The 14,576-nt window shown below is 44.6% G+C and carries 14 protein-coding genes and 1 other annotated feature; of the genes, 12 read left to right on the top strand and 2 right to left on the bottom strand.

The features are described 5' to 3' along the window. Window positions 1–65 precede the first annotated feature (65 nt). The 3 genes from JNUCC21_RS05710 (at window position 66) to JNUCC21_RS05720 (ending at window position 2,852) form a co-directional block, all read left to right on the top strand. The gene (locus tag JNUCC21_RS05710; protein ID WP_003155051.1) at window positions 66–1,016 is read left to right on the top strand and encodes an ABC transporter permease; all 951 of its coding nucleotides are present in this window, start codon (window positions 66–68) and stop codon (window positions 1,014–1,016) included. A 21-nt stretch (window positions 1,017–1,037) separates the two neighbouring features. Further along, window positions 1,038–1,952 (top strand): oligopeptide ABC transporter permease, encoded by a 915-nt coding sequence (gene opp4C / locus JNUCC21_RS05715; RefSeq protein ID WP_007409117.1) that lies wholly within the window; start codon window positions 1,038–1,040, stop codon window positions 1,950–1,952. Between the two features lie 147 nt (window positions 1,953–2,099). Next, on the top strand, window positions 2,100–2,852 hold the full coding sequence (locus JNUCC21_RS05720) for a YjbA family protein (RefSeq protein ID WP_007409116.1): 753 nt from the start codon (window positions 2,100–2,102) through the stop codon (window positions 2,850–2,852). 32 nt (window positions 2,853–2,884) lie between these two features. Here JNUCC21_RS05720 and trpS read toward each other — a convergent pair whose 3' ends face one another. Then, the gene (gene trpS / locus JNUCC21_RS05725; RefSeq protein ID WP_014304785.1) at window positions 2,885–3,877 is read right to left on the bottom strand and encodes a tryptophan--tRNA ligase; all 993 of its coding nucleotides are present in this window, start codon (window positions 3,875–3,877) and stop codon (window positions 2,885–2,887) included. A 55-nt stretch (window positions 3,878–3,932) separates the two neighbouring features. After that, window positions 3,933–4,144 (bottom strand) — a binding site (T-box leader). 476 nt (window positions 4,145–4,620) lie between these two features. Between trpS and JNUCC21_RS05730 the strand changes: the two genes are divergently transcribed. The 8 genes from JNUCC21_RS05730 (at window position 4,621) to spx (ending at window position 12,781) form a co-directional block, all read left to right on the top strand. Then, entirely contained in the window at window positions 4,621–6,255 is a 1,635-nt protein-coding gene (locus tag JNUCC21_RS05730; protein ID WP_025284554.1) for a peptide ABC transporter substrate-binding protein, read from the top strand. Window positions 6,256–6,361: 106 nt separating this feature from the next. After that, window positions 6,362–7,297 carry an ABC transporter permease gene (locus JNUCC21_RS05735; protein ID WP_015239567.1) on the top strand — a complete coding sequence of 312 codons (936 nt, stop codon included), beginning with the start codon at window positions 6,362–6,364 and terminating at the stop codon, window positions 7,295–7,297. Window positions 7,298–7,300: 3 nt separating this feature from the next. Then, window positions 7,301–8,218 (top strand): oligopeptide ABC transporter permease OppC, encoded by a 918-nt coding sequence (oppC, locus tag JNUCC21_RS05740; RefSeq protein ID WP_007409113.1) that lies wholly within the window; start codon window positions 7,301–7,303, stop codon window positions 8,216–8,218. Between the two features lie 12 nt (window positions 8,219–8,230). Then, complete coding sequence (locus tag JNUCC21_RS05745) at window positions 8,231–9,307, top strand: ABC transporter ATP-binding protein (protein WP_003155039.1); 1,077 nt, start codon at window positions 8,231–8,233, stop codon at window positions 9,305–9,307. Beyond that, window positions 9,300–10,217: an oligopeptide ABC transporter ATP-binding protein OppF gene (gene oppF / locus JNUCC21_RS05750; RefSeq protein WP_012117283.1), complete on the top strand. Its 918-nt coding sequence runs from the start codon at window positions 9,300–9,302 to the stop codon at window positions 10,215–10,217. The genes JNUCC21_RS05745 and oppF overlap by 8 nt, the downstream gene beginning before the upstream one ends. 106 nt (window positions 10,218–10,323) lie before the next feature. Continuing rightward, on the top strand, window positions 10,324–11,511 hold the full coding sequence (locus tag JNUCC21_RS05755) for a putative glycoside hydrolase (RefSeq protein WP_369878673.1): 1,188 nt from the start codon (window positions 10,324–10,326) through the stop codon (window positions 11,509–11,511). 117 nt (window positions 11,512–11,628) lie between these two features. Beyond that, window positions 11,629–12,207, top strand: a complete 579-nt coding sequence (locus JNUCC21_RS05760; RefSeq protein ID WP_007409110.1) for a GNAT family N-acetyltransferase — start codon at window positions 11,629–11,631, stop codon at window positions 12,205–12,207. 178 nt (window positions 12,208–12,385) lie between these two features. Further along, the gene (spx, locus tag JNUCC21_RS05765) at window positions 12,386–12,781 is read left to right on the top strand and encodes a transcriptional regulator Spx (RefSeq protein WP_003155034.1); all 396 of its coding nucleotides are present in this window, start codon (window positions 12,386–12,388) and stop codon (window positions 12,779–12,781) included. Between the two features lie 56 nt (window positions 12,782–12,837). On the opposite strand, the gene JNUCC21_RS05770 is transcribed toward spx, so the two are convergent. After that, the gene (locus tag JNUCC21_RS05770; protein WP_015417213.1) at window positions 12,838–13,494 is read right to left on the bottom strand and encodes a TerC family protein; all 657 of its coding nucleotides are present in this window, start codon (window positions 13,492–13,494) and stop codon (window positions 12,838–12,840) included. Between the two features lie 275 nt (window positions 13,495–13,769). Here JNUCC21_RS05770 and mecA point away from each other — a divergent pair, with 275 nt between their 5' ends. After that, window positions 13,770–14,426: an adaptor protein MecA gene (gene mecA / locus JNUCC21_RS05775; RefSeq protein WP_003155032.1), complete on the top strand. Its 657-nt coding sequence runs from the start codon at window positions 13,770–13,772 to the stop codon at window positions 14,424–14,426. Window positions 14,427–14,576: the final 150 nt, after the last annotated feature.

Here is a 14,576-nt window from a genome sequence, read left to right on the forward strand (position 1 = left end):
AAAAGCCCTGGAGAGGGAAGGAGGTTCCTTTCCTCTCTTATCCTATTTAAAAAGGGGACAAGAACATGGTTACATATATTTTACGGCGAACATTAATGTCCTTGCCGATTCTCTTAGGCATTACAATTTTGTCGTTTGCCATCATGAAAGCAGCGCCGGGAGACCCGATGTCACTTATGATGGACCCTACAATCAGTCAAGCGGACAGGGCAAAATTCATTGAAAAATACGGGTTGAATGATCCGGAACCTGTTCAATATGTGAAATGGCTGGGGAATATGCTGCAAGGGGATTTCGGGACTTCTATCGTCAAGAAAGGCACTCCAGTTTCTGAACTTATCTTATCCCGCTTACCGAATACGATTGTGCTTATGCTTTTCTCAACCCTTGTCGCTCTTCTTATTTCTATTCCATTTGGTGTTCTGTCAGCGAAGCGTCCTTATTCAAAATTGGATTACGGGATAACTGTTACTTCATTTTTAGGGCTCGCCATTCCGAATTTTTGGTTCGGTTTGATTTTAATCATGGTTTTATCTGTAAATCTGGGGTGGTTTCCCACTGGCGGAGTAAGCACTTTGAATGCTGACTTTAACATATTTGACCGATTGCATCACTTGATTCTGCCTGCTTTTGTGCTCGCCACGGCAGACATGGCAGGGATAACGAGATACACAAGATCCAGTATGCTTGATGTGTTAAAACAGGATTATATACGAACGGCGCGTGCGAAAGGATTCCGAGATAATAAAGTGATTTTTAAACACGGTTTGAGAAACGGACTTCTTCCTGTCATCACTATTTTTGGTCTGATGATACCGTCATTTATCGGGGGAGCGGTAGTGGTAGAACAGATTTTTACTTGGCCGGGTCTCGGCAAATTGTTTATTGATTCAGCCTTTTCGCGGGATTATCCGGTTATCATGGCCATGACGGTCATTTCAGCTGTTTTGGTTGTGGTGGGGAATTTAATTGCGGACATCTTATATGCGCTGGTTGATCCCCGCATTGAATATTAACAAAGAGAGGTGAGAGGTCAAATGTTACAGCCAAATACCGGCACACCCCCCAGCGAAGTAAAATTAAAGGAAAATATTCAATCCAAACCGGAAACAATGACGAAGATTTTTTTCGAAAAGTTCTTTCAAAATAAACTAGCTGTAATCGGAGCCGTTATATTAACCATCATCATCTTGTCAGCCTTATTCGCTTCGGTAATCGCTCCTTACTCTCCGGAGAGTCAATCTCTTATCAATCGTTTGAAGCCGCCGAGCTTAAAACATCTAATGGGAACTGATAAATTCGGAAGAGACATCTTTACGAGGGTTCTGTACGGGGCGCGCGTCTCCTTGCTTGTCGGATTCGCTTCTGTGATCGGCGCGATTACAATCGGGACAGTTGTCGGAGCCGTTGCCGGATATTTTAAAGGAATTGTCGATGCCGTTCTCATGAGAACCGTTGATATCGTATTATCCATACCTGATATATTTTTGCTTATTACACTTGTTACGATTTTTCAGCCCGGAATGGATAAATTAATTTTAATTTTCTCCCTTACAGGCTGGACAACAACGGCACGCCTTGTCCGAGGGGAGTTTTTATCGCTTCGTTCCAGAGAGTTTGTATTAGCTGCAAAGACGATCGGTACAAAAAATCATCACATCATCTTTTCTCATATATTGCCGAATGCGCTCGGACCGATTATTGTTTCAGCCACATTAAAGGTGGGAACGGTTATTTTGGCGGAATCTACATTAAGTTATCTCGGTTTCGGGATTCAGCCGCCGATCGCAAGCTGGGGCAATATGCTTCAGGATGCACAGAACTTTACGCTTATGATTCAGGCTTGGTGGTACCCGTTATTCCCAGGTTTGTTGATCCTTCTTACCGTATTGTGCTTTAACTTTGTCGGAGACGGGCTGCGTGATGCGCTTGATCCGAAAAATGTGAAATGATCTCCCGGACGGAACGGGAGATTTTTTTGTTGCGATGCAGTCAGAAATCCAGTTCCGTATTGCGGAAATCTCATATTAAAATGGAATAATTTATCTACCCCTTGCCTATACTGTGGACAACAGTTTTTGTAAAGTGAGGGGTCGAATATGTTATTTCTTCATGATGTATGGGTCAATTGGTTTGAAGGGGAAGAAAACGGCTACAATGTATGCCATTTTCACGAATGGCGGAAGGAAGACACGGTTGAACTTTTGGATCAGACGCCGTTGCTCAGAGTGCCGTCGGTATTATTTCATTACATAGAAAACGACTTATCAGAGCTTCCGAAAGAGCTGCTTGACCAAGTCCACCAAAAGTCATACGTGCGAAAAAATCATGAGCGGACAAAGCTGGAGTATTGTTTTGTCGTGACAGACGGGATCGGCATCATTGCCGTGGATACGATCGGGTATACCATTCCGGTCAGAAAGAGCCGCCTGATTCCGAGACAGGAGCAGCTTGTTTATGAAATGGTAAAGGATGTAGAACCGGAATCGTTTCAATTTGAGCCGGCGCAATTGGAGTCTTCAAAGGAATATCACATTTTGTCATTGGCGCCGGAGCACGTCAGAGGGCTGACGAGAAAAGAGCGGCAGATCAAGCAGCTGATGTTTATGGCGCTCGACCAGCTGAAAGGGCTGAAAAACCGTGCGGAAATTGTGTATTGGTACACGGAATGGAATCCGCATATGTATGAGCAGATCAAACGGATGAGCTTTGAAGAGATCTGGGACATGCTTTACAATGAAACAATTGAAGGCTGGTCAGATAAACATCTTGCGTTCTGTGAAAATTTGATTAAAGGGCAGCCGTTTTTCGAAAAGCTTTGGGAAATGGAGCAGGAATCAAAAGTGAACTAAAAAAGAGGCGGGGATTCTCCCGCCTCTTTTCTTTATCTTCTTTTCCGTCCGAGACCCATGGCGTTTTCCATTTTCTTCACCATTTTGCCGGCCGTTTTGTTTGCGCGCGCCGCTCCTTCGTCGAGAATGCGGTCAAGTTCGTCGCTCTCAATTAATTCACGGTAGCGCTCTTGGATCGGTGTCAATGCGCCGATAACGACTTCGGCTAAATCGCTTTTGAATTCACCGTACCCTTTGCCTTCATATTTAGCTTCTAATTCTTCAATTGATGTGTTTCCTAAAATAGAATAGATCGTCAAAAGATTAGAAACGCCCGGTTTGTTTTCTTTATCATACTTTACAATGCCTTCAGAATCAGTCACGGCGCTCTTGATTTTCTTCTCGAGCTGCTTCGGCTCATCAAGCAGCGTGATGAATGCCTTTTGGTTCGGATCTGATTTGCTCATTTTTTTGAGCGGATCAGCCAGTGACATGATGCGCGCGCCTGATTCAGGAATTTTCACCTCAGGAATCGTGAAGATGTCATTGTATTTTTTATTGAAGCGTTCCGCCAGGTTGCGGGTCAGTTCAAGATGCTGTTTTTGATCTTCTCCGACCGGAACAAGATCCGTTCCGTACAGTAAAATATCGCCGGCCATCAGCGGCGGATAGGTTAACAGTCCTGACACGACGGCTTCTTTGCCCTTTGACTTATCTTTAAATTGCGTCATCCGCTCAAGCTCGCCGATATATGCGACGCATTGGAGCATCCACCCCGCCTGGGCATGAGCGGGAACCTCCGACTGGATAAAGAGGGTCGCTTTCTCGGGATCAAGTCCGACGGCCAGGTAAAGAGCCGCGAGGTTGCGGATGTTCTTCCGCAGCTCAAGCCGATCCTGCGGAACCGTAATCGCATGCTGATCGACAATACAGAAGTAGCCGTTGTAGTCATGCTGCAAATCAACAAATTGCTTCATTGCGCCGATGTAGTTGCCGAGGGTAACGGAACCGCTCGGCTGAATGCCAGAAAAAATCGTTTTCTTCATAGTTCTTACCTCATTTCTTAAAACATAATAAAAAAAGCCCATTCTTCCCGTAGAAAAAAGGGACGAATGAACCGTGGTGCCACCCTGATTATTCCATTACAATGGAATCGCTCGAGACGTTGGTAACGGAGGCTGCTCCGGCTGGGCCTACTAACGTTCGGTCAGCTGCTCAGAAGTCCATTCCACATCGCCCGTTACCTGCTCCCAGCACCGCAGACTCTCTTCAAACGGATGAAAATGTGTACTACTCTTCATCATCGCAATCACAACAAATGTATTTGATTGATCTATTATAAATCAATTATAGCCAAATGTCATCAGAGGAATACAAGCTTATTTCCAGTTTGCTTAAGGGCTGGAAATCCTCAAAAAGAACTGAAAATGCTTAAATGATAACGCATATCAACATTTCGTATAACGAATATTATATGTAAAAAGCAATATGAACTGGAAATTGCAATAAAAAAATTTAGTTAGGTCATGCTTTAAACTATAGAAGTGTATCACCTTTTTGACAGAAAAACTGACCAAATTTAAATATTTTAAATTGAGAAAATAGTATTGCAATAAATTATTCATTTCATTATAATGAACTTGTTCACTCTATTGTTACAGCTTCTTTACATAAAATAATCAGAAAAGACGGAACACAATTAAAGTTTAGAAAAATATTAAGTTATTTTGTCTGATATTTCTGAGTATTTAGTAGTAAAGGCTGAAAAATTTGATTAGGGGGTTAGTGCATGAAAAAGCGTTGGTCTATTGTAGGTTTGATGCTTATCTTCTCGCTTGTATTAAGTGCGTGCGGCGGATTCAGCGGCGGATCAGGCGGCGGTAAAAAAGACACCAAAGGACAGACTTCACTTAATATCAATATTAAAACCGAGCCGTTCTCACTGCATCCTGGTTTAGCGAATGATTCCGTTTCAGGAGGCGTAATCCGCCAGACTTTTGAAGGATTGACACGCGTAAACTCCAAAGGTGAGCCTGAAGAAGGAATGGCATCTAAAATTGAAACAAGCAAAGACGGAAAGACCTATACATTTACGATTCGTGACGGTGCGAAATGGTCTAACGGCGACCCTGTGACGGCGCAGGATTTTGAATATGCGTGGAAATGGGCGCTTGACCCGAACAACGAATCACAATACGCTTATCAGCTCTACTACATCAAAGGCGCTGAAGCTGCCAATACAGGAAAAGGAAAGATTGATGATGTAGGCGTAAAAGCCGTAAATGACAAAACATTAAAGGTTGAACTGAATAACCCGACACCTTATTTCACGCAATTAACTTCATTCTATACGTATATGCCGATCAACAAGAAAATCGCGGAAAAACATAAAAACTGGAACACAAACGCGGGCGAAAATTATGTGTCAAACGGCCCGTTCAAAATGACGGCCTGGAAACACAGCGGTTCCATCACGCTCGAAAAGAACGATCAATATTGGGATAAAGACGCTGTGAAATTGAAGAAAATCAACATGGTGATGATTAACAATAACAACACCGAACTGAAAAAATTCCAGGCCGGTGAGCTTGACTGGGCAGGAATGCCGCTCGGCCAGCTTCCGACTGAATCTCTGCCGACATTGAAAAAAGACGGATCTCTTCACGTTGAACCGATCGCAGGCGTGTATTGGTACAAATTCAACACAGAAGAGAAACCGCTGAACAATGTCAACATCCGTAAAGCCCTTGCTTATGCGATCGACCGCTCGTCCATCGTGAAAAATGTAACGCAGGGCGAACAGATCCCGGCCATGGCTGCGGTGCCGCCGTCAATGAAGGGATTCAAGGATAACACAAAAGGTTATTTCAAAGACAATGACGTCAAATCAGCTAAAGAATTCTTAAATAAAGGACTGAAGGAATTAGGCGTCAAGAATGCCTCTGACCTTCCGGCGATCAAACTGTCCTACAATACGGATGACGCGCATGCGAAAATCGCGCAGGCCGTACAGGAAATGTGGAAAAAGAACTTGGGCGTCAAAGTTGAGCTTGATAACTCCGAATGGAATGTTTACATCGACAAGCTGCACAGCCAGAACTACCAAATCGGGCGTATGGGCTGGCTCGGCGATTTCAACGATCCGATCAACTTCCTAGAATTGTTCCGTGATAAAGAAGGCGGAAACAATGATACCGGATGGGAAGATCCTGAGTTTAAAAAGCTGCTGAACCAATCTCAGCTTGAAACGGATCCGGATAAACGTATCGAAGAGCTGAAAAAAGCAGAAAAGATCTTTATTGACGCAATGCCGGTCGCGCCAGTTTATTTCTATACGGATCCTTGGGTGCAGGATAAAAACCTCAAAAATGTGATCTTGACAGGAACAGGCGAAGTTTACTTCAGAAATGCTTCTTTTGAATAAAAGACGGTTCTGAAAACAAAAGACCCAAGGTATATGGGGAGGATGTCCCCATATACCTTTCTTACTGATTAAGTATAAAATTGTAAAAAACATGGAGGTGTTCACCTTGCTGAAATATATCGGTAAACGATTCATTTACATGATCATCACGCTGTTTGTGATTGTGACCGCCACATTCTTCTTAATGCAGGCAGCGCCGGGCGGACCATTTTCCGGCGAAAGAAAGCTGCCGCCTGAAATTGAGGCAAACTTAAACGAACACTATGGCCTGGACAAGCCTCTTTTCGTTCAATATGTCAGCTACTTAAAATCTGTAGCGATGTGGGACTTCGGACCTTCTTTTAAATATAAAGGCCAAAGTGTTAATGATTTAATCAATTCAGGCTTCCCCGTCTCATTCACTCTCGGTGCAGAAGCTATTCTCCTCGCTTTAGCGTTCGGTGTGCTTTTCGGGGTGCTTGCTGCCCTGTACCATAATAAATGGCAGGATTATACCATTGCGATTTTAACGATCTTTGGGATCTCAGTTCCGAGCTTTATATTGGCGACGATTTTGCAATATATTTTCTCAATTAAATTAGAACTGTTCCCGGTCGCAGGGTGGGAATCCTGGGCATACACCTTTCTGCCCTCTATTGCGCTCGCTTCCATGCCGATGGCGTTCATTGCCAGACTCTCCCGTTCAAGCATGATTGAAGTGTTAAACAGCGATTACATACGGACTGCAACAGCTAAAGGACTTTCCCGTCCGTCAGTCACCGTGCGCCATGCGCTTCGAAACGCGCTTTTGCCGGTCGTGACATATATGGGGCCGATGGCGGCATCCATTTTAACGGGAAGTTTCATCATTGAATCCATTTTCGGAATTCCCGGTTTAGGCGCGCATTTTGTAAACAGCATTACAAACCGTGATTATACGGTCATTATGGGAGTTACCGTGTTCTTCAGCGTGCTTCTGCTTTTATGCGTATTAATTGTAGACGTGCTGTACGGATTAATCGATCCGAGAATCAAGCTTTCCAAAGCAAAGAAAGGAGCCTAGACCATGCAGAACATTCCTAAAAATATGTTTGAACCAGCTTCAGCTAATGCCGGCGATGCCGAAAAAATAAATAAAAAAAGCCTTTCCCTCTGGAAAGACGCCATGCTCCGCTTCCGCAGCAATAAGCTTGCGATGGTCGGGTTCGTACTGATCGTTCTTATTATTCTGATGGCGATTTTTGCGCCTGTCTTTTCAAGGTATGATTATGCCACTACCAATCTATTAAATGCGGATAAAGCGCCGTCGAAAGATCATTGGTTCGGCACGGATGACCTTGGAAGGGATATATTCGTCCGGACATGGGTGGGCGCGCGGATTTCTATCTTTATCGGTGTTGCAGCTGCCGTGCTTGATTTATTAATCGGCGTAATCTGGGGCAGCATTTCCGGATTCCGCGGCGGACGCACAGATGAAGTGATGATGCGCATCGCCGACATTCTGTGGGCTGTTCCTTCATTATTAATGGTTATTTTGCTGATGGTTGTCCTGCCGAAAGGATTGCTGACCATTATCGTCGCCATGACGATCACGGGCTGGATCAATATGGCGAGGATCGTCCGCGGACAGGTGCTGCAATTAAAGAATCAGGAGTATGTGCTTGCTTCACAGACACTCGGCGCCAAAACCGGCCGGCTGTTGTTTAAGCATATCGTCCCGAACGCGATGGGCTCTATCCTCGTAACGATGACACTGACGGTTCCGACGGCGATTTTTACAGAAGCGTTTTTAAGTTATTTGGGCCTCGGCGTACCTGCGCCGCTTGCGAGCTGGGGAACGATGGCCTCAGACGGATTGCCTGCATTAACCTATTACCCTTGGCGTCTGTTCTTCCCTGCCGGCTTTATCTGCCTGGCGATGTTCGGCTTTAACGTTGTCGGCGATGGGTTAAGAGACGCGCTGGATCCTAAGTTACGCAAATAAGGAGTGATATGAGTGACACGTTTGCTAGAAGTAAAAGACTTAGCCATTTCATTTAAAACATACGGCGGAGAGGTACAGGCAATCCGCGGCGTGAATTTCCATTTGAATAAAGGAGAGACGCTTGCGATCGTGGGGGAGTCAGGTTCCGGAAAAAGTGTGACCTCCCAAGCGATTATGAAGCTGATCCCGATGCCGCCGGGCTACTTTAAAAGAGGACAGATTCTTTTTGACGGACGCGATATCGTGCCGATGTCCGAAAAAGAAATGCAGGCCATCAGAGGAAAGGACATCGGAATGATTTTCCAAGATCCGATGACCTCTCTGAACCCGACGATGAGAGTCGGCAAACAAATTACGGAAGTGCTTTTCAAACATGAAAAAATCTCAAGTGAAGCCGCGAAAAAGCGCGCCATAGAGCTGCTTGATCTCGTCGGGATTCCGATGCCCGAAAAACGGATCGGCCAATTCCCCCATGAATTTTCAGGCGGGATGAGACAGCGTGTCGTCATCGCGATGGCGCTTGCGGCAAATCCGAAACTGTTAATTGCCGATGAACCGACAACAGCTCTTGATGTGACGATTCAGGCACAGATCCTTGAGCTGATGAAAGATCTGCAAAAGAAAATTGATACATCTATCATTTTTATCACGCATGATCTCGGCGTTGTCGCCAATGTCGCCGACCGGGTCGCTGTCATGTACGCGGGTCAGGTCGTCGAATCGGGCACGGTGGATGAAATCTTTTATGATCCGCGCCATCCGTATACGTGGGGACTGCTTGCCTCAATGCCTAGCCTGGACAGCACCGATCAGGAAAAACTGACGGCCATCCCGGGCACGCCGCCTGATCTGACGAACCCTCCGAAAGGGGATGCATTTGCGCTCCGCAGCTCATATGCGATGAAAATTGACTTTGAACAGGAACCGCCGATGTATAAAGTGTCTGATACGCATTTCGTGAAATCGTGGCTTCTGCATCCTGATGCGCCTAAGGTCGAGCCGCCTGAAGCGGTGAAGGCTAAAATCCGTCAGCTTCCGAATACGTATCAGCATCCTGTTTTAATGAAGGAAGGTGAAAAAAATGACTGAGAAACTTCTCGAAATTAAACACTTAAAACAGCATTTTTTCACGCAGAAAGGAACGGTAAAAGCCGTAGATGATTTGTCATTTGATATTTATAAAGGCGAAACGCTCGGCCTTGTCGGAGAATCGGGCTGCGGTAAATCAACGACGGGCCGCAGCATTATCCGGCTGTATGAGGCAACCGGCGGGGAAGTTCTCTTTAACGGGGAAAATGTCCACGGGAAAAAATCCCGCAAGAAGCTGCTGGAGTTTAACCGGAAAATGCAGATGATTTTCCAGGATCCGTACGCATCTTTAAATCCGAGAATGACAGTCGCCGACATTATTGCCGAGGGAATAGATATTCACCGCCTGGCAAAAACGAAAAAAGAGCGGATGCAGCGGGTTCACGAACTGCTGGAAACGGTCGGTTTAAATAAAGAGCACGCCAACCGCTACCCGCATGAATTTTCGGGCGGACAGCGCCAGCGTATCGGAATCGCCAGAGCGCTGGCGGTTGATCCGGAGTTTATCATCGCGGACGAACCGATTTCGGCGCTTGATGTCTCCATTCAGGCGCAAGTCGTCAATTTAATGAAAGAATTGCAGAAAGAAAAAGGGCTCACTTACCTGTTTATCGCCCATGATTTATCAATGGTCAAATACATCAGCGACCGCATCGGCGTCATGTATTTCGGAAAATTGGTGGAGCTTGCGCCGGCGGATGAGCTTTACGAAAACCCGCTTCACCCATACACGAAATCATTGCTGTCCGCTATCCCGCTCCCTGATCCGGACTATGAAAGAAATCGTACGCGAAAGAAATACGATCCGTCCATTCATCAGCTGCAAGACGGAGAAAAGATGGAATTCAGAGAAGTGAAACCGGGACACTTTGTTATGTGCACTGAAGATGAATTTAAAACCTACCTATAAACGTATCATCCTCCAAGACTCAGTCTTGGAGGATTTTTTTTCGCACATTCAAGTTTATTAAGCCTGCTCCCGTTTTTCTATAATGGAAAAAAAGGGGGAGATCAGTATGAAAACCATTTTGTGCGCCATTTGTGCGGGACTGTTTATCAGTGCAGGTGCTTATCCGGCCCACGCCGCTGCGAAAGAGGAGCAGCCGCTTGTAAAAATAGCGCTGGCCGAAAAAGAACTGCCGAAATCAAATGCACGGTTCGCTTATCCATCAGGGCTGCATTTTTCACATCCTGATAAGGTGCGGGGCATTTACGTCACAGGGCATTCAGCGGGAGGAAGCAAATTCGGGGAGCTGACAGACTTTGTGGACAAAACGGAGCTCAATACAATGGTGATTGATGTCAAGGATGACAACGGAAACCTCACCTTTAAGCCGGACGGCCATTCTGAGTATGCCAAAATCGCCAAGCCGTACATCAAAGACCCAAAAAAGATGATGAAAAAGCTGGAGGAAAAAAAGATCTATCCGATAGCGCGTATTGTCGTATTTAAAGACAGCGAACTCGCGAACCAAAAGCCGGAGTGGTCCTTTAAAGAAAAAAACGGAAGTGTCTGGAAAAACGGCCGCGGCGAATCGTTCGTCAATCCGTTTATGAAAGAAGTATGGGATTACAATGTAAAGATTGCAAAACAAGCCGTAAAGATGGGTTTTCAAGAAATTCAATTTGATTATGTCCGTTTTCCTGAAGGATTTGAAAAACGTGATGACGAACTGACATACGGACACGGCGATTACGGAAAAACAGCAGACAGCAATGTGCAAAAACGCGTTCACGCCGTCACCGATTTTGTCGGTTATGCGAAGAAAAAACTCAAGCCGTACGGCGCGGATGTGTCGGTTGATATTTTCGGCTATTCAGCCACGCTGCCGGAAGCGCCTGGGATCGGCCAGAATTTCAGCAAAATTTCAGAACAGGTCGATGTCATTTCATCCATGATTTACCCGAGCCATTGGACAAGCTATTTCGGCATTGATAAACCGGATCTTGAGCCTTACAAAGTCGTCAAAGAATATGCGAAGGTGGAAAATAAAAAACTGTCTAAGCTGAAACACCCGCCTGTATCGCGTCCGTGGCTTCAGGACTTCACGGCATCATATCTCGGCAGCGGAAATTATCAAAAGTACGGGAAACGCCAGGTGGAAGACCAGGTTAAAGCGCTGCATGATGAAGGAATTGACGAATTTTTATTGTGGGACGCGGCAAACCGCTATACCCAAAACGTCGATTACACACCATTTTAAAAAAATTGAAACCATGTTAAAGGATCACACGTCTTAATAGATGTAAGATTGTTTAAACAATCGGAAATGGGGTATATCTAAAAGTGTGAAGACAACGAACCCATAAGGAGCAAATGAATGAACTGGTACGAAAAGCTGAGTGAATATTTTCCGATTGAAGAAATGAAATCAAAAGCGCATATGGAGGCTCTGTTAAAGGAGCAAAGCGATGTTTATCATAAAGAAGAGGGGCAGTACCACGTGCTGATGTATGCGGAATTTGACTCTTTCATCTTTATTGATTACCTGTTTGTGTCAAAGAAATCCAGAGGACAAGGCCTCGGAAGTAAGCTGATCGGCAGGCTGAAAAAGAAAAACAAGCCGATTCTGCTTGAGGTGGAGCCTGTTGACGAGGATGACACGGATACACAGAAACGCTTGCGTTTTTATCAAAGAGAGCATTTCAAGCACGCGCAGTCAATCGGGTATCGGCGCCGGTCATTGGCTACGAATGAAGTGAACAAAATGGAGATTCTGTACTGGTCACCTAAGACGGAATCAGAAGAAGAAATGTTTGAAGCAATGAAACAGACATATGAAAACATTCACACTTATAAAGATGAAAAATGGTACGGAGAATCATACGAAAAAACGGATGAAGTTCTCAAAGTCATTGATGAGAAAAAACGAAAAAACATTTTCGATCAGCTGAGCTAATTGAGAATGGGGAAACATCCGCCAGCCGTAAATTTGCCGGATTGACACATTTTTTTCTCAGGAGACTGTTCACACTTACTTTTTTATAGTATAATACCTATAAAGATTCCTTTTTTAAAGTCATTTCAATTTGAGAATACAAACATGTTCATCCTACTAATTAGAGGAGTGAAGATTAATGGTTACATTATACACATCACCTAGCTGTACGTCATGCAGAAAAGCAAGAGCTTGGCTTGAAGAGCACGAGATTCCGTTTGTAGAGAGAAACATTTTCTCCGAGCCGTTATCAATTGATGAGATCAAGCAGATTCTGCGTATGACTGAAGACGGTACGGATGAAATTATCTCTACCCGTTCTAAAGTATTCCAGAAACTGAACGTAAATGTTGAATCTATGCCGCTTCAAGACTTATATACTTTGATCAATGAGCATCCGGGACTGCTCCGCCGTCCGATCATCATTGATGAAAAACGTCTGCAAGTCGGCTATAACGAAGATGAAATCAGACGATTCCTGCCAAGAAAAGTGCGTTCTTTCCAATTAAGAGAAGCACAGCGTCTTGCCAACTGATATAAGCTTACGATAAGCATGGAAAAAGCCCAAAACCATCGTGGTTTGGGCTTTTTTTATTTTTCAGTCTGCTGGTAAATCATACTGGCGAGGATAACAAATACGACGGTCAAAATCGGCAGCATCATTTGTATAATGCCGTGTTCTGCCATGAAAAATGACAGCTTGCTGTCTCCGGCAATCATTTCACCGCCGGTAAATGCGAGAAGACCGCTTCCGGCGTACATCAATAAAGGCATTTTGTCCATGGCGGCATGAACGAGCTTGCTGCCCCAAATGATAATCGGCACCGAGATGAAGAGACCGATCACTACAAGTGTCAGCTCACCGTGAGAAGCGCCGGCTACTGCGATGACATTGTCAAGCGACATAAAGATATCAGCCATAACGATTGTGCGGATGGCTTTCCAAAGAGAAGAACTGCTTTTCACATGCTGCGCATCTTTCTTCTCAATCAGAAGCTGATAGCCGAGATACAATAAAAATACCCCGCCTGCGCATTGCAAAAAAGGAACATTCAATAAATAGACCGCAGCGCTCGTCAGAACGATTCTCAAGACGACTGCGATAAACGTTCCGAAGATGATCGCTTGCTGTCTTTGTTTATGGGCCAGATTCCGGCTGGCCATCGCGATGACGACGGCATTGTCACCGCCGAGAATAAGGTCAATTCCGATAATGAGCAGAAGGGACAGCAGGTAATCGTGCGGCATGGTAACACCTCGCTTATAGATCGATTGCTTGTACAGCTAATATATGAAGAAGTGCGCTATTTATGATGGGAACCGGGAGAAAGCCTGTTTTTCGGTGTGAAAATGCTTTTTTATTTCTTTTATAACTGTTTTATCATAAAATAGAAATATAAAGAATTTGCGCTGTCTTCTATAAGGTTAAGATGTGGACGGAATGGGTAAAGTGTAGTAAAGTACTATTCATCGGGAGCTTAGATGTCCCTTCAACATCTTATAAAGAAGGGAAGGTTGGCAAAATGGAAATAGAAAGAATTAATGAGCATACTGTAAAATTTTATATGTCTTATGGTGATATTGAAGATCGCGGTTTTGACAGAGAAGAAATCTGGTACAATCGCGAGCGCAGTGAAGAACTGTTCTGGGAAGTCATGGATGAAGTGCATGATGAAGAGGAATTCGCTGTCGAGGGTCCTCTTTGGATTCAGGTTCAGGCATTGGACAAAGGACTGGAAATAATCGTAACAAAAGCCCAGCTTTCCAAGGACGGACAAAAACTCGAACTGCCGATCCCGGAAGATAAAAAACAAGAGCCGGCAGATGAAAATCTCGATGCTTTACTTGATGATTTCCAGAAAGAAGAGCAGGCCGAGAGCCGGGAAGATAAGGAGCAAAAGCTTCAGTTCACTTTGCGGTTCGATGATTTTGAGGATCTCATCTCGCTATCAAAATTGAATCTTAACGGAATCAAAACGACCCTGTATTCGTTTGAAGACCGATATTATTTATATGCAGATTTTTATGAGCAAACTGATGAAGAGGTTGAAAATCAGCTAAGCATCCTGTTGGAGTACGCGCACGAATCATCAGTCAGCATTCACCGTCTTGAAGAATACGGCAAATTGGTGATCGCTGATCATGCGTTATATACAATAAAAAAACACTTTGCATCATAACAAACCGATTTCTCTCAGCAGAAATCGGTTTTTTTTGTTCTGAATGACAGGATGAACGGCTGAAAACCGTATAACGGCTCTCATCCGCAAACAGGATTATATCTTCTTCCTGCTGAATACAACAAGATTCAGGAAAGGAGAAGATGCAAC

The sequence above is a fragment of the Bacillus sp. JNUCC-21 genome (assembly GCF_041222765.1).
GTDB classification, from domain to species: domain Bacteria; phylum Bacillota; class Bacilli; order Bacillales; family Bacillaceae; genus Bacillus; species Bacillus velezensis.

Bases quoted from the DNA above. Each gene is read 5' to 3' on its own strand.
- JNUCC21_RS05710 (WP_003155051.1), top strand. From the start codon at position 66: ATGGTTACATATATTTTACGGCGAACATTAATGTCCTTGCCGATTCTC.
- opp4C (WP_007409117.1), top strand. From the start codon at position 1,038: ATGTTACAGCCAAATACCGGCACACCCCCCAGCGAAGTAAAATTAAAG.
- JNUCC21_RS05720 (WP_007409116.1), top strand. From the start codon at position 2,100: ATGTTATTTCTTCATGATGTATGGGTCAATTGGTTTGAAGGGGAAGAA.
- trpS (WP_014304785.1), bottom strand. From the start codon at position 3,877: ATGAAGAAAACGATTTTTTCTGGCATTCAGCCGAGCGGTTCCGTTACC.
- JNUCC21_RS05730 (WP_025284554.1), top strand. From the start codon at position 4,621: ATGAAAAAGCGTTGGTCTATTGTAGGTTTGATGCTTATCTTCTCGCTT.
- oppC (WP_007409113.1), top strand. From the start codon at position 7,301: ATGCAGAACATTCCTAAAAATATGTTTGAACCAGCTTCAGCTAATGCC.
- oppF (WP_012117283.1), top strand. From the start codon at position 9,300: ATGACTGAGAAACTTCTCGAAATTAAACACTTAAAACAGCATTTTTTC.
- JNUCC21_RS05755 (WP_369878673.1), top strand. From the start codon at position 10,324: ATGAAAACCATTTTGTGCGCCATTTGTGCGGGACTGTTTATCAGTGCA.
- JNUCC21_RS05760 (WP_007409110.1), top strand. From the start codon at position 11,629: ATGAACTGGTACGAAAAGCTGAGTGAATATTTTCCGATTGAAGAAATG.
- spx (WP_003155034.1), top strand. From the start codon at position 12,386: ATGGTTACATTATACACATCACCTAGCTGTACGTCATGCAGAAAAGCA.
- JNUCC21_RS05770 (WP_015417213.1), bottom strand. From the start codon at position 13,494: ATGCCGCACGATTACCTGCTGTCCCTTCTGCTCATTATCGGAATTGAC.
- mecA (WP_003155032.1), top strand. From the start codon at position 13,770: ATGGAAATAGAAAGAATTAATGAGCATACTGTAAAATTTTATATGTCT.